Origin of the sequence: Bacillus sp. LJBV19 (assembly GCF_017797845.1) — a bacterium.
In the GTDB taxonomy this organism is placed as follows: domain Bacteria; phylum Bacillota; class Bacilli; order Bacillales; family Bacillaceae; genus Bacillus; species Bacillus velezensis.
Window position 1 is genome coordinate 713,354 of sequence record NZ_CP072563.1, and the last position, 25,435, is coordinate 738,788.

Sequence of the window (25,435 nt, forward strand, 5' to 3'; positions counted from 1 at the left end):
AGTATGAGAACGTTACTTTTCAAAAAAACAAAACCGTCCGTGATTCCGGGTTTCGGATTAACGATGGGATTTACATTTTTATATATGGCCGTTTTGGTTATCGTGCCGCTGTCCATGGTGTTTTTTCATACGATGTCAATGGAGCCAGGGGACATCTGGCATATCATTTCTGAGCCGAGGGCCGCGGCTTCCTATCGGCTGAGCTTCTTGACGGCGGGCTGTGCCGCTTTGATCAATGCGGTTTTCGGCGTTGTCATCGCCTGGGTGCTGACGAGATATGACTTTCCGGGGAAAAGGCTGGCTGACGGCCTGGTTGATCTGCCGTTTGCGCTGCCGACCGCCGTCGCAGGCATTACATTAACGGCAATGTATTCACCGGACGGCTGGATCGGACAGCTGTTTCCTTTCCGTATTTCCTTTACGCCGATCGGCATTATCATCGCATTGACATTTATCGGGCTGCCTTTTGTCGTCAGGATGGTTCAGCCCGTCTTAGAAAATCTCCAAAAGGAAACGGAAGAAGCATCTGCTTCACTTGGAGCTTCGAAATGGAAAACCTTCCAAAAAGTCATTCTGCCGGAGCTTTTTCCTTCTATTATATCGGGTTTCGCATTATCTTTTGCCCGCGCCCTTGGGGAGTATGGTTCTGTCGTTTTTATCGCGGGCAATATGCCGTTTAAAACCGAGATTTCCCCGCTGATCATTATGACGAAATTAGAGCAATACGATTATGCCGGGGCAACGGCTGTTGCGGCAGTCATGCTTGTCATCACATTCTTTATTTTATTCGTCATCAATGGATTGCAATGGCTCACCGCGAGAAAATACGCAGGAAGGTAGGGGATATGCCATGCAGCTGGAAACAGCGAAAACAGCCGTGCCAAAGCGGGAGATGCGGGAATCACCCGTTGTGAAATGGGTGCTGATCTCAGCGGTCCTGCTCTTTTTGTCCATATTTTTAATCATGCCGCTTGCATTCATATTTATTGAAGCTTTTAAAAAGGGAGCGGAAGCATATATCCTCTTTGTCACGCATCCGGATTCCCTTGCCGCGATGAAATTAACGCTCCTCGTCGTTTTCATCACGGTTCCGCTGAATACGCTGTTCGGCGTCGCCGCGGCGTGGGCTGTGACCAAATATGAATTCAGGGGCAAAAGTCTGTTTATGACACTGATTGATCTGCCGTTTGCCGTATCTCCGGTAATCGCGGGCTTAATCTTTGTCCTTTTGTTCGGGCTTCACGGCTGGCTTGGCCCATTTTTACTTGATCACCAGATAAAAATCGTATTCGCCGTCCCGGGAATCGTGCTTGCATCCTTGTTTGTGACGCTCCCTTTCATCGCCCGGGAATTAATACCGCTTATGCAAAGCTTAGGAAATGCTGAAGAAGAAGCCTCCGTCACGCTAGGCGCGGGAGGCTGGAGAACGTTTTGGCATGTCACGCTTCCTAATATCAAATGGGGGCTGATCTACGGGGTGATTTTGAACGCGGCCCGGACAATCGGCGAATTCGGCGCCGTATCAGTCGTTTCCGGTCATATCAGGGGTGTTACCAACACGCTCCCGCTTCATATCGAAATTTTGTACAACGAATATCAGTTTACGGCCGCTTTTGCGGCGGCCTCCGTCATGTCGGTTTTTGCGATTGCGACACTGTTTTTGAAAAACATCATTGAATGGAAAGCCGGTTATCGTTCTGTCAAAGCCGGATGAGGAAGGAGTCATTATGGAGATTACGATCGACAGTATTTCTAAGCATTACGGAAACTATCAGGCATTGCGGGATATTAATCTTCACGTCAATAATGGCGAGCTGGTTGCGCTTCTCGGTCCGTCAGGCTCAGGCAAAACATCATTATTGAGAGTCATTGCCGGTCTTGAGCAGGCGGATGGGGGACGTGTCCTGTTCGGAAAACAAGATGTGACGGATACGCATGTGAAAAGCAGACATGTCGGTTTTGTGTTTCAGCACTATGCGTTATTCAGCAAGATGACGATTTTTGAAAATGTCGCCTACGGATTAAAAGTCCGTCCGCGAAAGCAGCGTCCCGCCAAAAAGGAAATTGCCGAAAAGGTGAGAGAGCTCCTGGCGCTTGTGAAACTGGAACCTTATGAAAAGCGCTATCCCTCGCAGCTGTCAGGCGGACAAAGACAAAGAGCCGCCCTCGCACGCGCCTTGGCCGTAGAACCGAACATTCTGCTGTTGGATGAACCGTTCGGCGCGCTTGACGCCAAAGTAAGAAAAGAGTTAAGACAATGGCTCAGACGGCTTCATGATGAATTCGGCATGACAAGTATTTTCGTCACTCACGATCAGGAAGAAGCGCTTGATGTGGCCGACCGCATCGTCATTATGAATGAAGGTGCGATTGAACAGATCGGAACGTCGCAGGAGGTGTATGATCACCCCGCAAATCCGTTTGTGTACGACTTTCTCGGCAGTGTCAACGTATTTGAAGGAAGAGTGGAGGAAGGAAAGCTGATCACCGGAAACGCGGCAATACCTGTCGGGCATGCTGATCAGGATAAGGGGATCGCTTATGTGAGGCCACACCATTTTACCGTAGAAAAAAAACCGTCCGGTCTGCATTCATTTGAAGCAAGGGCGGCTCATATTCGCGCCATCGGACCGTCCGTCAGATTGGAAGCCGTCCGTACCGACACAGGCCAGCACTTGGAGATTGAGCTCTCAAAAGAGCAATATGACGCCTTGGGGGCGGGCGTCGGCGACACGGTTTATGTCAAAGCGAAGGAAGTGAAAGTTTTTGCAAAGAAAACATATCCAAAAATTGTGTAAATGTTATTGATTTCTGAATGAAAACATAATAGTATAATTATATATTTCTTATCAGAATAGTATGAATTAAAACGCTCATTGTCAAAAGACGAACGGCCAGACATAAAGGGGGAGCATGATGACGTCCAAAGGAAACGTAGATCCGCTTGTGATCGAAAAGATTATCAGCGCGCTGGAAACGCTCGATTTCGGGACAGTTCAGATTACGGTTCATAATTCCCAAGTGACACAAATTGATAAGGTGGAGAAATATCGATTTTCCCTGAAGAGCAAAGAAGTAAAACAATCTTAAAAAACAGCCAATGACAGGAGGCGGTACATATGAAGCATTCAACTGTTCCTTTCCGGGAGAGCCGGTATCTGCACCTGCCCGAAGTGCGCTTTCTGCATTGGTGCACGAAGCAATACGGCATTAACAAAGGCGTGCTCAATACAATTGACGGCTGGTTTTATGATGCGGGCGTCATTCCGATTCCCGTCAGGCGTCTTTATGTGCTGGCATTCCTCGATTTCGCGAAAACGCCGGGGCAGAAGGGGAAAATCCGATTCGGGCACGGCGGCTTGACGAAAAAACTGCATGATTTCATGGATATGCAGGAGTGCGCAGCAAAACGTCAGGCCTGATATCCTTAAAATCTTCTTAAAATCATGCAAATTTCTCCCATTTTATTTATAATAGACCTATCACGATCATTTTTTGGGAGGACTTTTGACATGCAAACTGCTGCTTATGAGAGCAAACAATCTATTATGCAGCGCATTATAACGGTATTTGTGTTTACACTGTTAGTTGCGACAATCGGCCTGTATACGGGCCAGTTCATTCCGCCGGCATTGATGCTGCCGCTGTCGATCTTAGAGGTCGTCATGATCATCGCCGCGTTTTGGCTGCGCCGAAAAAAAGCCGTCGGATATGTGTTTGTGTTTTCATTCGCTTTCATTTCCGGAATGACGCTGTTTCCGATTATCAGCCATTATGCGTCCGCAGCGGGGGCCTATGTCGTATTGGAGGCATTCGGTTCTTCGTTTGTGATTTTTGCGGTGCTCGGCACGATTGGCGCTAAGACGAAAAAGGACTTGTCGTTTTTATGGTCCTTCTTGCTTGTCGCTGTTATCGCGCTTCTCGCAGTGGGGATCTTTAATATTTTCAGCCCGCTGAATTCCGCCGCCATGATGGCGTATTCCGTCATCGGAACGATTGTGTTTTCAATGTACATCTTATACGATCTGAACCAGATCAAGCACCGGGACATCACGGCTGATTTGATTCCTTTGATGGCATTGACGCTTTATATCGACTTTATTAACCTGTTTATCAACCTGCTCCGGTTTTTCGGGATTTTAAACAGTGATGATTAACCGCACGAAAAAGGCGCCCTGCTGAGAGGGGCGCCTTTTTATATTCTGCCGCCGGAAAACAGCAGAAGCTTATCAAATAATACTTCAAGCATTTTTGTCAATTCCGCTTTTTGTTCAGCGGTGAAGCTTTCCATGACTCCTGAAATATTGGAGAAGTGGCCGGGAAGAAACAGCATCAGCTTTTCTTTTCCTTCTTTTGTGAGTTCGATGCTGATTTTTCGTCTGTCGCCGGTATGCCGGCTGCGGTTTACAAAGCCGTCCCGTGCGAGTCCGTCGATCAAACCGGTGATGGTCGCTTTGGTGACATTGGATTTTTTCGCCAGCTCCGTCGGACTCAGGCTGTGGCCGGGTACGTCAAACAGAAACATTAAAATTTTGAATTTCCCTTCGGACAATCCGTGACTTGAGAAATAATGCTCCATGACCTGATTCATTTTTTTAGACATATCAAATAACGTCAAAAATGTTTTCAATGATTCAGCATCCATATCGGCGTAAATCTCAGCGCGTCCGGCAATCTGCGAGTAATCCGGCAAATGTCTCAACTCCATTTTTGTAAGCCTCCGTACCATTTTAGTGATTCAAAGTATAAGCTTGCCGGATTCAAAAGGCAACCTATAAAGATTGACAGTTTTTCAGCCTATATAGTAAGGTGGCTAATAGTTAATGAATGATAAATAAATAGAGAAGGCGGTATCGGGATGAACCATGAAGTGAAAAAGATCATCATAGCGGGAGGAGGGATCGGCGGCCTGTCCGCAGCGATTTCTCTCGGCAGAGCGGGTTTTGAAGTGACCCTTTGCGAGGCGGCGTCCGGCATGCGAAAAAGCGGAGCGGGCATTCTCCAGCCTCAAAATGCGCTGCGGGTACTGCGGGAAATCGGTGTGTATGATGAATGCTGCCAACACGGCTTTCAAACGGAATGGCTGAAGCAGCATGATGAAAACGGAACGCTGCAGTTTAAAGTGAGTGAGGCGTTTTTAGATGATTCACTGCCGGGGCGGAATAATATATTGCGGCAAACGTTAAACGATATCCTCAAAAAGCATGCTGAAGCGGCGGGGGTCACGATTCTTCTCGGTAAAAAAGTCGTGTCTTACGAAGAAACAGCAGATGACATAACGGTGCATTGTGCAGACGGAACCGCGATGACGGCTGACATCCTCGCCGGCTTTGACGGCATCCGCTCCGCTGTCCGCAATCAAATGCTGCAAAGAGAAGTGAAAACAGAGTATCTCGGCATGGGAGCGCACAGATTTTACATTTCTTTTCCCGAACCGGTTTTTCATGATTCAACACTGATGTATAAAAAGGGGCAGACGCAGGTCGGGGTCGTGCCGCTCTCTGAAAAAACAGGATACATATTTATCATCCGGCCGTATGACGCTGACTTCAGGGATGACGAGGACACGCGTTTTGAACGGGTGAAAGACTTGCTGCACGGATTTCCGGGAGTAAAGTTTGTGACAGAGAATATGTCAAAGGAATATCCCGTTTTGTTTCATAAGATTGAGCAGATGGCGGTTAAAGAACCGTGGCACAGAGGCCGCGTCGTTCTGGGCGGGGATGCCGTCCATGCAGGAGCGCCGACATTGGCGCAGGGAGCGGCGATGGCGATTGAAGACGCGATTGTGCTTAGTGAAGAACTGCAAAAACACGAAAACCATGAAACTGCATGTCAAGCATACTTCGAAAGACGGGCGGAGCGGGCATTACAGGTGCAGAATCTCTCATCTGAAATCGTCCGCCGCGAGATAAAGGGAACGCCCGGCGTCCAAGACATCATCAGTGAATGCTATCGATTGCTCAAAGAGCCTTATTAAATAAAGAAAGTCCAGAACATGGCGTCTGGACTTTTGTCAGTCTTGTTCAGATTTATTCCGTATCCGCTCAATCACCTCATGCAGCCCCTCAGGCCTGTGAAACTCCACCGGCGAACTGCCTTTTTCAAACGAGATCGTCTCCGCCTCAATGAGCGCGACATAGCGCCCGTTCACTTTTGCGAGATGGATGGATTCGCCGAAATCAGCCAGTAATCCTTTAATCTCTGTTTCTCCGACTTTCATTTTCAGCTCGGCTTCCGGCGTGTGTTCAATGATCTGCGCGGATGCCTCGATGACTTGATGGGTGTCGAGGCGCTCCTGAATTTCCCGCTTTTCACTCGCTTCCCAAATTTCAATGTCGTGCTCAAACTGCTGAAGCTCTTCGCTGTTTTCTTCAAAAGTTTCATACACGTGCTCCTGCACCATGTTCATGACTTGGCTTTTCATGATTTCCGGCATCGATTCGCCGTATTCGACAAATTTGAGAAAATCTTCGAAATAACGGGCGTGCGAGGCCTGGTGGATTTTCAGCTCATGCTCTTCCGTCATGCCTTCTTCCGGCATATACGGATATTGAATGCTTTTCATGTTTTTTGTCGTGATGGCCATTTCGACCTTTTTAATGAGAGACGAGGCGTCTGAGATGCGGGCGACCTTCGGCTCGAAATCGCATTTCATCATAAAGACGAATTTGTCTTCAAAATACTTGCGTGGAACGGCCGATGCCACGATAAAAACACCGCCGCGCACGGCGCTCGTGTCAAGGTAAGTGCGGACGAACTGCTCGCTTGCTTCGATAAATGCTTCCTTCGTATCCGCAAGTCTGGCGCGGTTGAAAAGGTTGTAATTCGGATTTGAATCAAGCTCATGGCCCGGCTCCGTGATAAAATGGCCGATTTTTGTGGGGACCTGCTCGGATTGCGGATGCCGTTCGGCTTTCCGTTTGACGATTTTCTTCAATTCCCCGTCAAGAAAATCCTTCAGCTCGCTTTCTTCAAATTCTTCCGTGTCAAGGGTCTGGAAATGTTTGAACTGTTTGTTTGCCTGTTCGTCTTTTCCTTCCACTTGAATGACATAAAACGATAAAAACTTGATTTCAAAATCCATATGTGAACTCACCTTATTTCTGTATTTAACAAGCCTCTCCAGTATAGAAAAAACCGTTATCGATCGTCAATCCGATGATTGATCCGTGACGGCGGATAATCGGCCGGTGAAAAGGGCAATGTAGTTGGAAGGAACGCATCAACGTGTTAGAAAGGGTGTTATTCATGAAGGAAACAGGTCCGATTCCGCAGCCGAAGACATTCGGCCCGCTCGGCAATCTTCCTTTGCTTGATAAAGACAAGCCTACAATGTCGCTTATCAAACTGGCAAACGAGCAGGGGCCTATTTTTCAGCTGCATACGCCGGCGGGCGCCATTATCGTCGTGTCCGGCCATAAACTGGTGAAAGAGGTTTGTGATGAAGAGCGGTTCGATAAAAGCATTGAAGGGGCTTTAGAGAAAGTCCGGGCGTTTTCCGGTGACGGGCTGTTTACAAGCTGGACGCATGAGCCTAACTGGCGAAAGGCGCATAATATTCTGATGCCGACCTTCAGCCAGCGCGCGATGAAAGATTATCATTCGATGATGACTGATATCGCGGTGCAGCTGATTCAAAAATGGGCTAGGCTGAACCCGGATGAGGCCGTTGATGTGCCTGCTGATATGACCCGCCTGACGCTCGATACGATCGGGCTTTGCGGCTTTAACTATCGGTTTAACAGCTATTACAGGGAAACGCCTCATCCGTTTATCAACAGCATGGTGCGCGCCCTTGATGAAGCGATGCACCAAATGCAGCGCCTTGATGTTCAGGATAAGCTCATGATCAGGACGAAGCGCCAATTTCATCATGACATTCAGGCGATGTTTTCGTTAGTAGACAGTATTATCGCAGAGCGCCGGTCAGGCGGCCGGGATGAAAAGGATCTGCTGGCCAGAATGCTGAATGTGGAAGACCCGGAAACGGGCGAAAAACTTGATGATGAAAATATCCGGTTTCAAATCATTACGTTTTTAATTGCCGGCCACGAAACGACCAGCGGCCTGCTTTCCTTTGCCATCTATTTTCTGCTGAAACATCCCCGTGTTTTGGAAAAAGCCTATGAGGAAGCCGATCGGGTATTGACCGATCCCGTTCCTTCATATAAACAAGTGTTGGATCTTACTTATATCCGAATGATTTTGCAGGAGTCATTGCGCTTATGGCCGACCGCGCCTGCGTTCAGCCTTTATGCGAAAGAGGATACGGTGATCGGCGGGAAATATCCGATCACGCCGAAAGACAGAATTTCCGTCTTAATTCCCCAGCTTCACCGTGATAAAGACGCGTGGGGAGACAATGCGGAGGAATTTTATCCGGAGCGGTTTGAACATCCTGATCAAGTGCCTCAACATGCGTATAAGCCGTTCGGAAACGGTCAGAGGGCGTGTATCGGTATGCAGTTCGCCCTGCATGAAGCAACCCTTGTTCTGGGGATGATTCTGCAGCATTTTACCTTTATCGATCACACCGATTATGAGCTCGATATTAAACAGACACTAACGATCAAGCCCGGCGACTTTCATATCCGGGTGCGGCCGAGAAACAAAGGAGCCGTTGCGGCAGCCCTCCCGGCGGCTGAAAAAGCGGCGGAAGACGTCGAAAAAGAAAAACGGGAAACAAAAGGCGCATCCATTATCGGGCTTGATAACCGACCGCTTCTGATTCTGTACGGCTCAGATACGGGAACCGCAGAAGGCGTGGCGCGGGAGCTTGCTGATACTGCCGGGATGCACGGCGTCCGGACTGAAACGGCGCCTTTAAATGACCGGATCGGAAAACTGCCGAAAGAAGGAGCTCTCTTGATCATTACGTCCTCTTATAACGGAAAGCCTCCGAGCAACGCGGGACAATTCGTTCAATGGCTTGAAGAAGTCAAACCCGGGGAACTGGAAGGCGTCCGATATGCCGTCTTCGGCTGCGGTGATCATAACTGGGCGGCGACATATCAGGCCGTGCCGAGGCTTATTGATGAGAAGCTTGCCGAAAAAGGGGCGGAACGCTTTTCCTCCCGAGGCGAAGGGGACGTCAGCGGCGATTTTGAAGGAAAGCTTGATGAGTGGAAAAAAAGCATGTGGACGGACGCCATGAAGGCATTCGGTCTCAAGCTGAATGAAAATGCTGAAAAAGAGCGGAGTGCGCTGGGCCTTCAATTTGTCAGCGGGCTTGGCGGGTCTCCTTTGGCACAGACGTATGAAGCGGTTTACGTATCCGTTGCGGAAAACAGGGAACTTCAGGCGCCGGAAAGCGGCCGGAGCACAAGGCATATCGAAATCACTCTGCCGAAAGAGGCTGCCTATCATGAAGGGGATCATCTCGGCGTGCTGCCGGTAAACAGCAAAGAGCAGGTCAGCCGTGTTCTCCGCCGGTTCAATCTGAATGGGAATGATCAAGTGCTGCTGACGGCCAGCGGACAGAGCGCGGCTCATCTCCCGCTCGATCGGCCGGTCAGGCTGCATGATCTTCTGAGCAGCTGTGTCGAATTGCAGGAAGCGGCATCAAGGGCTCAAATCCGGGAAATGGCCGCTTATACGGTCTGCCCGCCGCACAAACGGGAATTGGAAGATTTTCTTGAGGAGGGCGTCTATCAGGAGAAAATCTTAACATTGCGCGTCTCGATGCTCGATCTCCTTGAAAAATATGAAGCGTGTGAACTTCCGTTTGAGCGATTTCTGGAGCTTTTGCGCCCGCTGAAGCCGCGGTATTATTCGATTTCAAGTTCGCCTCGGAAACATCCCGGGCAGGCCTCAATTACCGTCGGCGTCGTTCGCGGCCCCGCCCGGAGCGGTTTGGGTGAGTATCGCGGAGTCGCTTCGAATTATTTAGCGGATCGCGGCCCTGAGGATGGTATCGTGATGTTTGTCCGCACTCCGGAAACACGATTCCGGCTGCCGGAAGATCCGGAAAAACCGATTATTATGGTCGGTCCCGGCACAGGAGTCGCCCCGTTCCGCGGATTTCTGCAGGCCCGGGCGGCGTTAAAAAAAGAAGGAAAAGAGCTGGGGGAGGCTCATCTGTATTTCGGATGCAGAAACGATCATGATTTTATTTACCGTGACGAGCTTGAAGCTTATGAAAAAGACGGAATCGTGACGCTTCATACGGCTTTCTCCCGCAAAGAAGGCGTACCGAAAACGTATGTGCAGCACTTAATGGCGAAAGACGCCGGCGCTTTAATTTCCATCCTCGGCCGGGGAGGGCACCTCTACGTATGCGGCGACGGCAGCAAAATGGCTCCCGATGTAGAGGCAACGCTGCAAAAAGCGTATCAGTCGGTCCACGAAACAGACGAACGGCAAGCGCAAGAATGGCTTTTGGACCTCCAGACAAAAGGTATTTACGCAAAAGATGTTTGGGCGGGGATTTGACCGATTTGATGAAAAGGACTGGATGACTCCAGTCCTTTTTTTACATCAGCCAAAAAAATCTTCAAGTTTTTCTCCCCCTTTGCATACAATAACTTCAGCCCGCCTGTTGGGCGGCTGTCTTTGATATTCATTTTTCGTTTTTAGAAGTTTGTGTTATTCTTATATTTGGTATCTCCTATTTTTCAGACCGGGTCTGATACGGTACCTTTTAATGCCAGAAAAAAATGTGAAACGAAGAACGGATATCCTGCGTCTAATGGCTGGCGGGATAAGATGTTCAATGGGCATGACACGAATGATAAATATATCGTTTTTTAAAATGGTGTGTTTATGGGGCTGTGTGATGCTTTCGTTTTGCTCGGAAAGCAGGAATTGAAGCAAAAAGTAAGAATACAGATTTAAAGTGTTTAGGAAAGTAGAGGTTGCCATGAAGAAATTATTTTCTTACAGACTTAGTTTTTTTGTACTGGCTATTATTTTGTTTTGGGCCAAAACGTATTTAGCCTATCATGCTGAATTCAACCTTGGGGTGAAGGGTCCGACGCAGCAGTTTCTGCTTGTGATCAATCCGTTCTCAAGCGCCATTTTCTTTTTAGGACTGGCATTGTTTGCGAAAGGCCGCAAATCAGCGATTATCATGGTGATTATTGATTTCATCATGACGTTTATTTTGTATGCAAATATCCTATTCTATCGATTCTTCGATGATTTCTTGACATTCCCGAACTTAAAGCAATCCGGTAATGTCGGAAATATGGGAGACGGCATCTTCAGCATTATGTCCGGCCATGATATTTTATACTTTGTTGATATTATTATTTTAATCGCGCTTCTGGTGTGGAGACGTGAGCTGAAGGAATTCAAGCTGAAAAAACGGTATACGTCATTAATTATCGTGACGGGTATTGTTTTGTTCTTCGTGAACCTGGCGATTGCCGAAGAGGACCGCCCGGAGCTGCTGACAAGAACGTTTGACCGCAATTACATTGTAAAATACTTAGGTCTTTATAATTACACGATTTATGACGGCGTACAGACGGCGCAGACGGAATCACAGCGGGCATATGCCAGCAGCGATGACCTGACGAGCGTTGAAAACTACACATCCTCGCATTATGCGAAGCCGAACGCCGAGTATTTCGGCAAGGCCAAAGGCAAAAACATTATTAAGATTCACTTGGAAAGTTTCCAAACGTTTTTGATCAACTACAAACTTGACGGAAAAGAAGTCACGCCGTTCCTGAATAAACTCGCCCGCGGCGGAGAGGACATGACGTACTTTGATAACTTTTTCCACCAAACAGGCCAAGGTAAAACATCTGACGCCGAGCTGATGATGGATAACAGCCTGTTCGGACTGCCTGAAGGGTCAGCCTTCGTGACAAAAGGGGAAAACACGTATCAATCGCTTCCTGCCATCCTTAACCAAAGTGAGGGCTATACAAGCGCCGTTTTACACGGTGACTACAAATCATTCTGGAACCGTGACCAGATTTACAAACATATCGGCTACGATAAATTCTTTGACGCCAGCACATACGATATGTCTGATGACAACCTTGTCAATTTGGGACTGAAGGATAAACCATTCTTCAAAGAATCCATTCCGAAGCTTCAATCGCTGAAACAGCCGTTCTATGCGCATTTGCTCACGCTGACGAACCATTATCCGTTTACGCTTGATGAAAAAGACGCAACGATCGAAAAAGCGAAAACGGGCGACGCGACTGTGGATGACTATTTCCAGACGGCGCGTTATCTCGACGAGGCGCTTGAACAGTTCTTTAAAGATCTGAAGTCATCCGGTTTATATGACAACTCGGTGATTATGCTTTACGGAGACCACTACGGAATCTCTGAAAACCATAACCGCGCGATGAAAGAAATTCTCGGCAAAGAAATTACGCCTTATCAAAACGCGCAGAATCAGCGTGTGCCGCTTATGATTCGCATCCCCGGCAAAAAAGGCGGGGTGAACCATACGTACGGCGGTGAAATGGACGTTGTGCCGACGATCCTTCACTTGGAAGGCATCGATTCTAGGAAATATATTAATTTCGGCACCGATCTCTTCTCGAAAGACCATGATGATACGGTGGCGTTCCGTAACGGAGATTACGTCACGCCGAAATATACTTCCATCTCCAATGTCGTATACGATACGAAGACAGGAAAAGAACTGAAAGGCAATCAGGAAACGAAAAACCTGAAAGCCAGAGTCACAGAGCAGCTGAAGCTGTCTGACAGCGTGATGTACAAAGACTTGCTCAGATTCCACAAATTGAGCGACTTTACGCCGGTTGATCCGTCTAAATATCATTACGGCAAAGAAAAGCTGAATCAGGATAATAAATAATAGAAAGAGCCTTACGGAAATTTCCGTGAGGCTCTTTTTTTGTGTGTATCTTCACCAATCTGAAAAAAGAGAGAGCTTTTGGTCACAAAGGGCGCCAATCTCTCATATCTTACAGTAGATTTTGAAACCGGTGATAGAGAATCGGACAAATTATCGGGTTGGTTTCTCTTATACGGGCGGTTTCGAATCCAATATTCACAGAGAAGAGGGGTAGAGATGAAAGCAGTCATTCTCTGCGGCGGAAAAGGAACGAGAATGAGCGAAATCACCAATGAACGTCCCAAACCGCTCGCCATGATAGGCGGCAAACCGATTCTATGGCATATTATGAAACTCTATCAATACTATGGCGTGAACGAATTTATCCTGCTTCTTGGTTTCAAAGGAGAGATGATTAAGGAATATTTCTTAGATTATGACTGGAAGAATCACAGCATGACGCTGGACAGCTCTACCGGAGAAGTGCGGATATTGGGAAAATCCGAGCCGTGGAAAATCACTTTTTTAGACACGGGGGAACACACGCAGACAGCGGGGCGGCTTTTACAGGCGAAGGACATCATCGGTGATGAAACCTTTCTTATGACGTACGGGGACGGACTGGCCAACATCAACCTGTTTCATCTGATCAGCTATCATCAATCAAAAGGGGCTGCGGCAACCGTCACCGGTATAGAAAAGACCTCGCAATTCGGAACGCTGACGGTTGAAGACGGTATGGCGAAAAGCTTTTCTGAAAAAACCTCAAGTGAAGGCATCATCAACGGCGGATTTTTCGTGCTCAGCCCGAAGGTATTTGATTATCTGCCGAAAGACAGGGACGTCATGTTTGAAGAAGAACCGCTGAAGGAGCTGGCGAAGGACGGCGAATTGGCGGTATACCGGCATTACGGTTTCTGGACGGCGATCGATACGTATAAAAACCTGCTGGAAATCAACAAGATGTGGGACCGGGGACAACATGTATGGAAGGTATGGTGATCAAGTTTGAGTTTCTGGAAAAATAAAAATGTGTTTGTGACGGGATGTACAGGTCTTTTAGGAAGCTGCTTGGTGAAGGAACTGATCGATCAGGGGGCCAATGTGACGGGACTTGTCCGAGACACTGTGCCTAAATCGAACCTGTATCAGGGAGAACAAGTGAAGCAAATGAATATCGTGCAGGGCGCGCTTGAGGATCTGGATGTGATTGAGCGGGCGCTGGGCGAATATGAAATTGACACGGTCTTTCATTTAGCCGCTCAGGCGATCGTCGGCGTCGCAAACCGCAATCCGATTTCCACATTTGAAGCCAATATTCTCGGCACATGGAACATCCTTGAAGCGTGCCGCAGGCATCCGCTCATCAAGCGGGTGATCGTCGCGTCCAGTGATAAAGCGTACGGCGACCAGCCGACACTGCCGTACGATGAAAACATGCCTCTTCAGGGCAAACATCCGTATGACGTATCAAAAAGCTGTGCCGATTTGTTAAGCCACACATATTTTAATACGTACGGACTTCCGGTCTGTATTACGCGCTGCGGCAACTTGTACGGCGGCGGGGATTTGAACTTCAACCGGATTATTCCGCAGACGATTCAGCTCGTGCTGAACGGTGAAGCGCCGGAAATCCGCAGCGACGGCACATTTATCCGTGATTATTTTTACATCGAGGATGCGGTCGAGGCATACCTTTTGCTGGCGGAAAAGATGGAGGAGCTCAATCTTGCGGGAGAAGCGTTCAACTTCAGCAATGAGATTCAGCTGACGGTGCTGGAGCTTGTAGAAAAAATTCTTAAGGCCATGGACAGTGACCTCAAGCCGAAAGTGCTCAACCAGGGAAGCCATGAAATCAAGCACCAATATTTATCGGCGGAAAAGGCGAGGAAGCTTCTGAATTGGACGCCCGCGCATACCATTGATGAAGGATTGGAAAAAACGATCGAATGGTATAAAGCCTTTTTTCAAAAGTAACAGAAACAGAGGTGAGAGAAAGACGTGACAAGCGCATATTGCACAGTTTTATCAAAAGGAAGGCTGTATCAGGCCATCGCTTTGTTCGGCTCATTGAAAGCGGTTCAGGCGGACGCCCCCATTTTTACTTTGTGTATGGATCAAGACACCTATGACGTGCTTCAGGCAATGCGGCCGGATAATGTCACCTTGATTCAGGTGTCCGCACTGGAAAATGAGGAGCTCCTTGAACTGAAGCGGACGAGGGATCAGAGCGAATACTGCTGGACGGTGAAGCCGGTATTTCTCGAATTCGTGCTGGACGGACATCCGGAATTAGAGCGTGTCACGTACATTGATGCCGATTTGTTTTTCTTCGCTGATCCGCGCGCGATTTTTGACAATCAGCCGGATTGTTCGGTGCTTCTGTCACGGGGCGATATCGTCATTCCCTCATTTGAAAAACAGGAAATCGACATACTGCAGCGTCTTTTAGGCCGGTATAATTCCGGTTTTCTCAGCTTCAAAACCGACAGTGCCGGCACAGATTGTCTCAGATGGTGGAAAGAACGCTGCCTTGAGGAATGCAAAAATGCGCCGGGCGAAGGAAAATTCGGAGATCAAGGCTACTTGGATTACATGTCCGGCCTGTTCCCGAACGTGTGTGACATCACCACGCCCGGCGTGAATATCGGCCATTGGAATTACGGCCGCCACACGTTTTCATGGAAGGACGGGCGTCTTGTGCTCGAAGACGGAAGTCCGCTGATTTTCTATCATTTCAGCGGATACCGGATCGTTACAGCCGGCGACATTCGGCAGATTCATGAGACGGACCGGACCGACCTGCCGTTTGTCCATCAGCTTTACCAGGACATTCTGAAGCGGGTGATCGGGACGGTCAGCGCCGTCTGCCCGGAGTTCAGCGGCTTTGCATCTGAGGATGATAACAAATAAATGATCATATACAGGAAGTGAACGAAAAGTGAAGGCAAGCGTCATTGTTCCCGCATATAATTCCAAGGAGAGGCTTTATAACAGCCTGCTGTCCCTGAATGAACAGGAATGCACAGAGCCGTTCGAAGTGATTGTGGCTGACAACGGTTCGGAAGACGGAACCTTATCCATGCTTGAATCATTCAGCGCGAATTTCCCGCTGATTTTTGTGAGAATTAAAGAAAACAGAGGGATCGCTTACGGCCGGAATCAGGCGGTCCGCAATGCCAGAGGCGATATTTTGATCTTCCATGACAGCGACATGCTTGCCGAAAAGGATTTGGTGGCGAAGCATATCAAGGCTCATGAGAACCGGGACGATCTTGTCGTATGCGGTATGTTCTGGAAGCGGATTTACAGCTTTTATTATGACCGTTTTGAAAAAGAGCATAAGGAAAAACTCGCCGAACTGTATGAAGAGCTGCCGGGCGATAAAGAGCCGCTCCTTGAAGAAGGTGACATCAGAGACGGAAGTTTTCTTGACCAATGCTTTGATTTAGATACCGACTTTATCCGTGTGCTGAAAAGCATTTTGGAAAAATACGGAGATGATTTGAACGGCTACCGTCTGCCGTGGCGTTTTTTCATTACGAACAATTCGTCAGTCAAGAGACAGCACGTGGCAGATCTCGGCCTGTTTGATGAAGGCATTGTCAGATACGGCTTTGAAGATTATGATCTCGGCATCAGGCTTCATCAGTCGGGAATGAGATTTCAGCTGCGGCGCGATATCATGAGCGTCCATCAGGAGCATCCGAGCAACTGCGCTTCCGTTGATGACATCAGGGCGAACATCGCGTACATGTGCGACAAGTACAATGACATTCATTCGCTTGACGTGCACCTCGCGTTTAACGGCCCGTTTGACGCGGAGTTAACCAACAGCATGATGGCAGACATCGAAGTGCTGCTTGATTATGAGAAATATGAAAGCCTGCTGCACATTTTTCTCGAACTGCTGCACGCGGTTAAAGACCGCAACCTCGACCCGGACTGGAAGACGAAAAGCCCGCGGATCACGGCGAACAGCTTCAATCTGCCGGAGGTCGGAAAGCTTTTGGCAAAAGCGGAAAAAAAGCTGGGCGTCACGCACTTTGCAAGGGCGTTCAAAGCGCTGGCTGCTGATTTACTGCATGTGGATCTTAAATAAATTGGATGTGATATGGTGAGTAAATATCATTTTTCAACCATTGTTTCCAGAACGCATATCTTTAAACTGATGCCGATGATTCATTCTCTCCATGAGCATTGCCGGGATTTTCATCTGTATGTGCTGTGTGTCGACCAGAAAGCGTACGAACTGCTTCAGCAGGTGCCGTGGGAACATGTCACGGCGGTTCAGCTCCATGAAATGGAGGACCCGGAGCTGCTTGAAGCAAAGGGCGGCCGGACGTTTCATGAATATTGCTGGACGCTGAAGCCGGCATTTCTGTTCCATGTGATGACAGAGTATGATGAAGCCGAATATTTTGCCCACTTGGACACCGATCTTTTTTTCTTCTCAGATGCGGGCGAGCTGTTTGCGGAAAAGCCGGATGCTTCCCTTTTTCTGACGGATCACCGCAATTCAGAACGGTTTGCGTCTTATTACAAGCTGACAGGGCAGTACAACACCGGGTTTGTCGGCGCGCGGAATACCGGGGAAGCGTATCGGGCGGTCTGGCAGTGGAGACAGGATTGCATCTCCTATTGTACGGTGGAGATGAATGAAGAAAAAAAGACATACGGTGACCAAAGGTATGTTGAAAAGTGGCCCGCGCAGTTTGAACACGTTCATGTCACGGAGTCGATCGGCGCGAATGCGGCGCTTTGGAATATTGAGCAATATGACGTCAGCCTGCGCGACGGGGCTGTATATGTCAATGACACCCCGCTGATTTTTTATCATTTTTCAGGCTTTACGCTCGTCACGGAGAACGAATTCAATCTGTGCTGGTACTATCACATTGATGACGAGGCGACAGTCAATATGATTTACGTGCCGTACATCAAAAACGTGAAAAAATGGATTGATGAAATTCAAAAAGCATTTCCCGATTTCAGAGACGGGTTTATTCCGAAATATGCGGTTCCTGACACTCATTTTTATACGGTTGAAACATAAAATCCCTGCCTTTTCGGCAGGGATGTTTTTATGAATGCCATTCTTTTAATGTTTTGTCGCTCGGCAGGACAAAGGCGAGCAGACCTAAAACGGGCAGAAAGGCGACGGCTGTCATGGTCGGCGTCAATCCTGCTGAATCAATAAGAGCTCCGAGCGCAACGGCTCCGATCGCGCCCATTCCGAAGGCGAGCCCGACCGTAAGCCCTGACATCGTTCCGATTTTGCCTGGAACAAGCTCCTGCGCGTAGACAACCGTCACGGAGAAGCTGGACATCAAAACAACACCGATCAGTGCCAGTACGCCATAGGCGATGACAGGCCCCGCAAACGGAAGGAAAATCGTCAATGGAGCCGACGCTATCATCGAAACGATGATGACGTTCCGCTTTCCGAAACGGTCTGCAAGCGGCCCGCCGAGAAACGTTCCGACAGCTCCGAAAAATAAAAAGACGAAGATGTAGCTCTGTGCCTGCTGAATGCTGACATGATAGGCATTCATCGCATAGAACGTATAAAAGTTGCCGATCGCGCTCACATACCAGGAGCGCGCGAAAATTAAGAAGATAATCATGATAAGGGCGAGAATAATCGGTTTTGTAATCACGGTCTGCACAGCGGCGGCCGGTGATTTTTTACTTACGGCGCGCAAATGAATAAGGCGGCCTTTATACCATTTGGCGATATAAATGAGAAACAGCACAGCGATTGCGGCGACAAGCGTAAACCAGACAGAGCCGAATTGACCGAGCGGAACGAGAATCAGCGCGGTAATCAAGGGCGCCATCGCCTGGCCGGTATTCCCTCCGACTTGGTAAATCGATTGCGCCAAGCCGCGCTTTTCGCCGGCGGCCATGTAGGCGACACGCGATCCTTCAGGATGAAAGACGGCGGAGCCAAGGCCGATAAAAAAGACACAGCATAAAATCGTCAGAAAAGACGGGGCGAACGCGAGACCTAAAATGCCGAGCATGCTTGCGGTGAGTCCGAGCGGCAAAGCATACGGCATCGGGCGTTTATCCGTATACCAGCCGATGACGGGCTGCATCACGGAAGACACCATATTCAGCGTAAAGGCGATCATTCCGAGCTGCGTAAATGTAAGATTCATGGAACGTTCCAAAATCGGAAACATCGCCGGAATCACCGCTTGCAGTGAATCGTTCAGCAGATGACAAATCCCGATAATGAACAAAATAGAATACATGGTTGTCTCGGGACGATGGACAGGTTTTTCTTTAAGCGGGGCGGCAATTGCCAAAGTGATTCTCCTCCTTTTTATGTAAACGAAGCATACACCATATTATTCATAAGGTGAATGAATTATCAAGTGCAAAAAAGGCTCTTCTTTCTCAAAAAGAAAAAAGAGCCTCCCTTTTTATTTATTTAACAAACTGTGTTTTCTCGAATACATCATATAAACGACGATCCCGGCGGCGATCCAGATGACAAAGGCGATCCATGTCACGCCCGGCAGGCTGCTTGCGAGATACAGGCATAAGCATGCGCTGATGATCGGCACAAAAGGCACGAAAGGAACACGGAAGGAAGATTTGATCTCCGGATGTTTCTTTCTTAAAACGATGACGGCGATCGCAATGACCGTAAAGGCCGCCAAGGTTCCCATATTGACGAGATGCGCCAAGGTTCCCAGATCAATAAAACCCGCGATCCCGGCGGCAGCGATCCCCGTCACCCATGTGTTTTGAAACGGTGTTTTAAAACGCGGGTGAACCTTGGAAAACATGCGTGGCAAAAGGCCGTCTCTGCTCATCGCAAATGTAAGGCGCACCTGAGCGTAAAGCAGAGCGAGCATGACCGTTGTAATCCCGATAATCGCGCCGACAGAAATAATGCCTGCTATCTTGTTCTGGCCGACAAATTGAAGCGCGAAAGATACCGGATCTCCGACATTCAGCTTGGTGTACGAAAGCATTCCCGTCAGGACGAGCGATACCGTAATATAAAGGATGGTGCAGATGGCGAGCGCGCCGATGATTCCGACCGGCATTGATTTCTGCGGGTTTTTCACTTCTTCCGACGCGTTAGACACGGCATCAAATCCGAGATACGCGAAGAAAACGGTCGCGGCGCTCGTGATGACGCCTTTCATTCCGAACGGCATAAACGGCGACCAGTTTTCCGGTTTCACGTAGCCGAAACCGACGATGATAAACAGCAGAATGATCGCAATTTTCATCAATACAATGACATTGTTAAAGCGGGTGCTTTCTTTCACGCCCCTTGAAACAATCGCGGTAATGACCAAAATAATGATAACGGCCGGCAGGTTGAACACGGCACCCGTTTTGCTGCCGGGTGCGGCGGTCAGCGCCTCCGGAAGATGCAGCCCGAAGCCTGCAAGAAGCGACTGGAAATAGGATGACCAGCCGGTTGCGACGGCGGCGAGCGCGATGACATATTCAAGCATTAAGTCCCATCCGATTAAAAACGCGAGACACTCCCCGAGAGTGACATATGAATACGTATATACGCTGCCTGAAATCGGAATGGATGAAGAAAATTCCGCATAACAAAACGCGGCGAGCGCGCAGGCAAGACCCGCGAGCACAAACGACAGAATCAAAGCCGGTCCTGCGCCTGTCGCGGCCACAGTCCCGGTAATCACAAAAATCCCCGTGCCGACAACACAGCCGATTCCGAGCAAAACCAAGTCAAAAGCGCTTAACGAGCGGGACAGGCTGGTCTGTTTGCTCTGGGCCTTTAAGTCGGCCAGCGGCTTTTTCCGAAATAGTAAAGACATATGGGTCCTCCTGAAAATTCATAATATTCTCATCATTATATACACTGACGTTTGTATTATATTGTCGAAATTTCTCGCAGTCAATTAAAGAATTTTCCACTTTAAAAGGACAAAGCTAAAAAGCGTCGATGCACGGAAGGAACGGGAATTTTATTGTGAAATAGTTCAATTTTCTCACCTTAAGACCGATACAAAAGATGACTCATCAACTAATTTCAAGTTTCGGTGAAAGGGAGATGTTTACATGTTTCAATATGAAGAACTAAATAAGCAGTTTATCGGCGGCCGATGGAGGGATGGGAGCAGCCGGAACGTATTGGAAAACAGAAATCCTTATACTCAAAAAGTCATCACCTCATTCCAAAAAGCGACGTCTGATGACGTGGATGCGGCATATCGTGCCGCGGCTCTTGCGAAACAAGAATGGGACAAAGTAAACCCTTTTAAAAAGCGGGCCATTTTGGATAAAGCCGTTTCTTTCATCGAAGAGCACGAAGAAGCGATTATTTACTTAATCATGGAGGAGCTTGGCGGAACACGGCTGAAGGCTGAGTTTGAAATCGGACTTGTCAAAAATATGATAAAAGAAGCCGCAACATTTCCGGTTCGGATGGAAGGAAAAATTCTCCCGTCCACGATTGACGGAAAAGAAAACAGGCTGTACAGAATGCCCGCCGGAGTCGTGGGGGTGATCAGCCCGTTTAATTTCCCGTTTTTCCTTTCGATGAAATCTGTTGCGCCGGCACTCGGCGCGGGGAACGGCGTCGTGCTGAAGCCTCATGAAGAAACACCGATCTGCGGCGGAACGCTTATCGCGAAAATTTTTGAAGCGGCCGGCGTACCGGACGGGCTGCTGAATGTTATCGTGACGGATATCGGGGAGATCGGCGACAGCTTTGTTGAGCATCCCGTGCCGCGGATTATCTCATTTACAGGCTCAACCGGAGTGGGCAGCTATATCGGACAGCTTGCGGTCAAACACTTTAAAAAACCGCTGTTGGAGCTTGGCGGAAACAGCGCGCTGATCGTGCTTGAGGATGCTGATCTTGAATACGCCGTCAATGCGGCCGTATTCAGCCGGTTTACGCATCAAGGCCAGATCTGTATGTCGGCGAACCGCGTGCTCGTTCACACATCTGTATATGACAAATTTACAGAGCTTTACGAAGCGAAAGTGTCATCGCTGAAAGTCGGCGATCCGATGGACCCTGATACGGTTATCGGTCCTTTAATCAATGAGAGACAGGCGGAAGGTCTGAGACGGTCTGTCGAAAAAGCGATAGAAGAGGGAGCGGTTCCGGTACTGTCCGGCCGATTCAGCGGACCGGTCGCTGAGCCCGTCATTTTAAAAGATGTGAAACCTGAGATGAGCATCGCGAAGGAGGAGCTGTTCGGACCGGCCGTCTGCATCATGCCGTTTGAAACGGAGGATGAAGCGGTAAGCATCGCAAACGCGACACCGTTCGGTTTAAGCGGAGCCGTGCATACGGCAAACGTTGAGCGCGGCGTTGAGTTTGCTAAGCGGATTGAAACAGGCATGATTCACGTCAACGATACGACCATTAATGATGAACCGAACGTCGCGTTCGGCGGCGAGAAGCAATCAGGTCTCGGCAGGCTGAACGGCGAATGGAGCCTTGAAGAATTCACCACGCTGAAATGGATTTCGGTTCAGCATGAAAAACGGCAATTCCCATATTAAGAAGGAGTGAAAGAAATGAGTATACAGACGGAGCAGCAAACGCACAGCCTGCTTGACGCTTTTGTCAAAGTTGCGCCTTTTTTAAACAGCCTGATCCAAGATGACATCACCATCGGAATTTATGATACAGAAAAATTAATCGTGAATATTCCGGCTAAAACGTTTTCTCTTAACGTAAAGCCGGGGGACCCGCTGCAAAAAGGGGACATCATTACAGACGCGATCCGCATGAATCAGAAGAAGACAAGCATGGTGCCGAAAGAGCTGTTCGGATTTCCGCTGATCGCCAGAGCGATTCCGCTTCACGATGAAAACGGAAAAGTCATCGGCGGCGTCGGTCTCGGCACCAGCCTTGAAAAATCAGCCAAGCTTCATGATGTCGCTGAAAGCCTGTCCGCCGTCGTGGAGCAGACCGCTTCGGCCATCGCGGATATCTCAGAATCCATCAGCGGTTTCTCAGCACAGATGAACGGGATTTCCACTCAGGCGAAACAAGTCAGTGAAAGCGCGGGAGAAATCGCCGACATTTCCGTCACTGTCAAGGGCATCTCGGATCAAAGCAATCTGCTCGGTTTGAATGCGGCCATTGAAGCCGCGAGAGCAGGAGAATCCGGCAAGGGCTTTTCCGTGGTGGCGGATGAGATCCGCAAGCTTGCCACTCATTCAAAAGACAATGTCGGCCAAATTGACCAAATTACGAAAAAAATCCACAGCCTGCTGAAAGGGCTGGAGGACTCAATTGAATCCATCAACCAGAACACGGACGGCCAAGCGGCGGCGGTTGAACAAATTTCTGCCACGATGCAGGAAATTTCGGGAAGCGCCCAGCATTTAGCGAAAATGGCTGAAAACGTACTCGGAGAGTCATAAAAAAAGGGAGCTTACGGGCTCCTTTTTTGTTTTCCCTTTATCAATCGGAAACTGCACTTACACGTTTGATCCGTCATGCTCAGGGGTACACATACGAATACATCACCAATGATAAAGGAGAGTCTTGTATGTCTGATGCAAATCTGCACAACCCGCTGACGAAATATGATCATGATGAATTTCCAAAACAATATCAAGAACCGCCCGGTTTGCAAAAAGAGATGAAGCCTGTGCCGGACTGCGGTGAAACAAGCTATACAGGAGCCGGCAAGCTGAAGGGAAGAAAAGCCCTCGTCACCGGCGGCGATTCAGGTATCGGCCGGGCCGCCGCGATTGCTTATGCCCGGGAAGGGGCGGATGTGGCGATTAACTATCTGCCTGAGGAACAGCCGGATGCCGAAGAAGTGAAAGCGTTAATTGAAAAAGAGGGAAGAAAAGCCGTTCTGCTGCCGGGAGATTTAAGCGATGAAGCGTTTTGCGGAGAATTGGCGGAAAAAGCGTATCAAGAGCTTGGCGGTCTTGACACGCTCGCTCTTGTCGCCGGCAAACAGCAGGCAGTGGATGATATCAGCGATCTTGCCACAGAACAAATCTATCAAACATTTGAAGTCAACGTATTCTCGCTGTATTGGCTTGTCAAAGCCGCGCTTCCGTATCTGCCGGAAGGCGCGTCTATTATCACGACAACGTCCGTAGAAGGGTATAATCCAAGCCCGATGCTGTTGGATTATGCCGCGACAAAACATGCCATTATCGGTTTTACCGTCGGCTTAGGAAAGCAGCTGGCGAATAAAGGAATCAGAGTCAACTCGGTAGCGCCGGGGCCGATCTGGACGCCGCTGCAGATTTCGGGAGGACAGCCCGGTGAAAACATTCCGAAATTCGGCAAGGAAACACCGGCCGTCCCATTAAAGCGTGCCGGACAGCCGGCGGAGCTAGCAGGGATTTATGTCTTTTTGGCCTCAGAAGAATCGAGCTATGTGACATCCCAAATTTACAGTGTAAGCGGAGGAATTCCGACAGCGTAATCAATAAGGAGCTGCCCTTCATACGGGGGCAGCTCTTTTTTTCGATGTTATGTGCCGAGCACGTTTTGATTATACAGGACACTCGGATGTGACGGATGATAGGAGGCGGCTTTATCGTTATGAATCTTCGCTTTTTCTCTGTCGCCGAGCTGCCAGTGGCAGACGCAGAGCTGCAGATGGGGATACCAGGTGGAATATTCGAGCTGGGTAAAGCCTGCATCACTGCTTTTGGCGGATAGGGCGAGCTCATACCAAAACACGCCCTGCCGGTATTGCCGTTTCTCCGCAAAATAGTCGCCGAGCCTGCAGCAGAACTCCGGCCGCGGACAATCGATCAGAAATGATTTTAAGAGAGATGTCATGGCGGCCTCTTCATGGCCGACCGCCCTGTAGCAATCGGATAGATATTGGCACGTTCTGATCTCGTCTTCGATCCAGCACTGTTTTGTGGAAAGAAAATGGTGATAATACGTGATGGCGCGCTGATACTGGCCGTGATCTTTTAATTCATTCGCGAAGTAAAACAAATCGCGCGGTGTCATCGTTTCACTGTTTTCGGCCATTTTCTCATAAATCTTCAAGTTGCGGTCTGAGGGAGGCGAGTGCTTTTTCTCGGATTTCCGGTGTGTGACGGCAATATCGGTTTCTATGATGTTTCCGTATACTTCAAGATACTCATGCACGGCTCCGATCCAGCGGAACCCTTTTTCACGCTTGACGAGTCGGTTGCGGCGGTATCTGAAGCTGACCTCTCCCCGATCATCAAAGCCGACGTGATAATACATGGATACCGCGTCCACCTCTTTTGAAAGCGACGCCTTCAGTTCAATCAGCTTTTCACGGTCCTTCTCCGTCAGCATATCGTCGGCGTCCAGCCACAGAATATAATCCATTTCCGCTTTCGAAAACACAAAATTACGGGCGGCCGCAAAGTGATCGATCCATTCAAAATCATAAATCTTATCCGTATAACGGGCCGCGATTTCTTTCGTCCGGTCGGTCGAGCCCGTATCAGCAATCACAATTTCATCCGCAATGTCTTTGACGGAATCAAGACAGCCCGCAAGCACTTCCTCTTCATTTTTCACGATAACGCACAAACTGACGCTGATCATGTCATCACCTCTTCCCCTCCAGTGTATAAAAGGAGAGGCGGAAACATTCTTCGGACAAAATGATCTCTTCCAAGAAAATTGTCTGTCCTTTTACTAGTTTTATTCCAGCGCCTGATTTAAAATGAACACATGAA

At 48.7% G+C, this 25,435-nt stretch carries 22 protein-coding genes; 17 read left to right on the forward strand and 5 right to left on the reverse strand.

Annotated features, from left to right (window positions below):
* Nucleotides 1–3 precede the first annotated feature (3 nt).
* From cysT to J6600_RS03655, 6 genes are all read left to right on the forward strand, one after another.
* Nucleotides 4–840: a sulfate ABC transporter permease subunit CysT gene (gene cysT / locus J6600_RS03630; protein WP_209387978.1), complete on the forward strand. Its 837-nt coding sequence runs from the start codon at nt 4–6 to the stop codon at nt 838–840.
* A gap of 10 nt (nt 841–850) precedes the next feature.
* On the forward strand, nt 851–1,714 hold the full coding sequence (gene cysW, locus J6600_RS03635; protein WP_209387979.1) for a sulfate ABC transporter permease subunit CysW: 864 nt from the start codon (nt 851–853) through the stop codon (nt 1,712–1,714).
* A 13-nt stretch (nt 1,715–1,727) separates the two neighbouring features.
* The gene (locus J6600_RS03640; RefSeq protein ID WP_209387980.1) at nt 1,728–2,798 is read left to right on the forward strand and encodes a sulfate/molybdate ABC transporter ATP-binding protein; all 1,071 of its coding nucleotides are present in this window, start codon (nt 1,728–1,730) and stop codon (nt 2,796–2,798) included.
* 118 nt (nt 2,799–2,916) lie between these two features.
* Nucleotides 2,917–3,090 carry a YezD family protein gene (locus tag J6600_RS03645; RefSeq protein WP_209388321.1) on the forward strand — a complete coding sequence of 58 codons (174 nt, stop codon included), beginning with the start codon at nt 2,917–2,919 and terminating at the stop codon, nt 3,088–3,090.
* A gap of 29 nt (nt 3,091–3,119) precedes the next feature.
* Nucleotides 3,120–3,422, forward strand: coding sequence for an FMN riboswitch-binding regulator RibR (gene ribR, locus J6600_RS03650; RefSeq protein WP_015416995.1), 303 nt, complete (start codon nt 3,120–3,122; stop codon nt 3,420–3,422).
* 90 nt (nt 3,423–3,512) lie between these two features.
* Nucleotides 3,513–4,157 (forward strand): Bax inhibitor-1/YccA family protein, encoded by a 645-nt coding sequence (locus tag J6600_RS03655; RefSeq protein WP_012117028.1) that lies wholly within the window; start codon nt 3,513–3,515, stop codon nt 4,155–4,157.
* Nucleotides 4,158–4,195: 38 nt separating this feature from the next.
* On the opposite strand, the gene J6600_RS03660 is transcribed toward J6600_RS03655, so the two are convergent.
* Entirely contained in the window at nt 4,196–4,708 is a 513-nt protein-coding gene (locus tag J6600_RS03660; RefSeq protein WP_209387981.1) for a MarR family winged helix-turn-helix transcriptional regulator, read from the reverse strand.
* Nucleotides 4,709–4,858: 150 nt separating this feature from the next.
* Between J6600_RS03660 and J6600_RS03665 the strand changes: the two genes are divergently transcribed.
* Entirely contained in the window at nt 4,859–5,980 is a 1,122-nt protein-coding gene (locus tag J6600_RS03665; protein ID WP_209387982.1) for an FAD-dependent oxidoreductase, read from the forward strand.
* Nucleotides 5,981–6,016: 36 nt separating this feature from the next.
* On the opposite strand, the gene J6600_RS03670 is transcribed toward J6600_RS03665, so the two are convergent.
* Nucleotides 6,017–7,087, reverse strand: coding sequence for a DUF3900 domain-containing protein (locus tag J6600_RS03670; protein ID WP_209387983.1), 1,071 nt, complete (start codon nt 7,085–7,087; stop codon nt 6,017–6,019).
* Between the two features lie 164 nt (nt 7,088–7,251).
* Between J6600_RS03670 and J6600_RS03675 the strand changes: the two genes are divergently transcribed.
* The 7 genes from J6600_RS03675 to J6600_RS03705 all read left to right on the forward strand — a co-directional run bounded on the left by J6600_RS03675 (nt 7,252) and on the right by J6600_RS03705 (nt 17,825).
* On the forward strand, nt 7,252–10,434 hold the full coding sequence (locus tag J6600_RS03675) for a bifunctional cytochrome P450/NADPH--P450 reductase (RefSeq protein ID WP_209387984.1): 3,183 nt from the start codon (nt 7,252–7,254) through the stop codon (nt 10,432–10,434).
* Between the two features lie 427 nt (nt 10,435–10,861).
* Complete coding sequence (gene ltaS / locus J6600_RS03680; RefSeq protein ID WP_014417149.1) at nt 10,862–12,790, forward strand: lipoteichoic acid synthase; 1,929 nt, start codon at nt 10,862–10,864, stop codon at nt 12,788–12,790.
* Between the two features lie 216 nt (nt 12,791–13,006).
* Nucleotides 13,007–13,771, forward strand: a complete 765-nt coding sequence (gene rfbF / locus J6600_RS03685) for a glucose-1-phosphate cytidylyltransferase (protein ID WP_014417150.1) — start codon at nt 13,007–13,009, stop codon at nt 13,769–13,771.
* Nucleotides 13,772–13,777: 6 nt separating this feature from the next.
* On the forward strand, nt 13,778–14,746 hold the full coding sequence (locus J6600_RS03690) for a GDP-mannose 4,6-dehydratase (protein ID WP_012117042.1): 969 nt from the start codon (nt 13,778–13,780) through the stop codon (nt 14,744–14,746).
* 24 nt (nt 14,747–14,770) lie between these two features.
* Nucleotides 14,771–15,682, forward strand: a complete 912-nt coding sequence (locus tag J6600_RS03695; RefSeq protein ID WP_209387985.1) for a putative nucleotide-diphospho-sugar transferase — start codon at nt 14,771–14,773, stop codon at nt 15,680–15,682.
* Between the two features lie 28 nt (nt 15,683–15,710).
* A complete protein-coding gene (locus J6600_RS03700) occupies nt 15,711–16,871 on the forward strand; it encodes a glycosyltransferase family 2 protein (protein WP_014417152.1) in 1,161 nt (386 codons plus the stop codon).
* Nucleotides 16,872–16,886: 15 nt separating this feature from the next.
* The gene (locus J6600_RS03705) at nt 16,887–17,825 is read left to right on the forward strand and encodes a putative nucleotide-diphospho-sugar transferase (RefSeq protein ID WP_014417153.1); all 939 of its coding nucleotides are present in this window, start codon (nt 16,887–16,889) and stop codon (nt 17,823–17,825) included.
* A 28-nt stretch (nt 17,826–17,853) separates the two neighbouring features.
* Here J6600_RS03705 and J6600_RS03710 read toward each other — a convergent pair whose 3' ends face one another.
* Both J6600_RS03710 and bcaP read right to left on the reverse strand, forming a co-directional pair.
* Nucleotides 17,854–19,083, reverse strand: coding sequence for an MFS transporter (locus tag J6600_RS03710; RefSeq protein WP_014417154.1), 1,230 nt, complete (start codon nt 19,081–19,083; stop codon nt 17,854–17,856).
* Between the two features lie 117 nt (nt 19,084–19,200).
* The gene (gene bcaP / locus J6600_RS03715; RefSeq protein WP_181816441.1) at nt 19,201–20,586 is read right to left on the reverse strand and encodes a branched-chain amino acid transporter BcaP; all 1,386 of its coding nucleotides are present in this window, start codon (nt 20,584–20,586) and stop codon (nt 19,201–19,203) included.
* Between the two features lie 244 nt (nt 20,587–20,830).
* Here bcaP and yfmT point away from each other — a divergent pair, with 244 nt between their 5' ends.
* The 3 genes from yfmT (at nt 20,831) to J6600_RS03730 (ending at nt 24,186) form a co-directional block, all read left to right on the forward strand.
* On the forward strand, nt 20,831–22,288 hold the full coding sequence (gene yfmT / locus J6600_RS03720; protein ID WP_209387986.1) for a benzaldehyde dehydrogenase: 1,458 nt from the start codon (nt 20,831–20,833) through the stop codon (nt 22,286–22,288).
* A 465-nt stretch (nt 22,289–22,753) separates the two neighbouring features.
* Complete coding sequence (locus J6600_RS19785; protein ID WP_370531149.1) at nt 22,754–23,158, forward strand: methyl-accepting chemotaxis protein; 405 nt, start codon at nt 22,754–22,756, stop codon at nt 23,156–23,158.
* Nucleotides 23,159–23,286: 128 nt separating this feature from the next.
* Nucleotides 23,287–24,186, forward strand: a complete 900-nt coding sequence (locus J6600_RS03730) for an SDR family oxidoreductase (protein ID WP_209387987.1) — start codon at nt 23,287–23,289, stop codon at nt 24,184–24,186.
* 47 nt (nt 24,187–24,233) lie between these two features.
* On the opposite strand, the gene J6600_RS03735 is transcribed toward J6600_RS03730, so the two are convergent.
* On the reverse strand, nt 24,234–25,301 hold the full coding sequence (locus J6600_RS03735; protein WP_025649929.1) for a glycosyltransferase: 1,068 nt from the start codon (nt 25,299–25,301) through the stop codon (nt 24,234–24,236).
* Between the last annotated feature and the right edge of the window lie 134 nt (nt 25,302–25,435).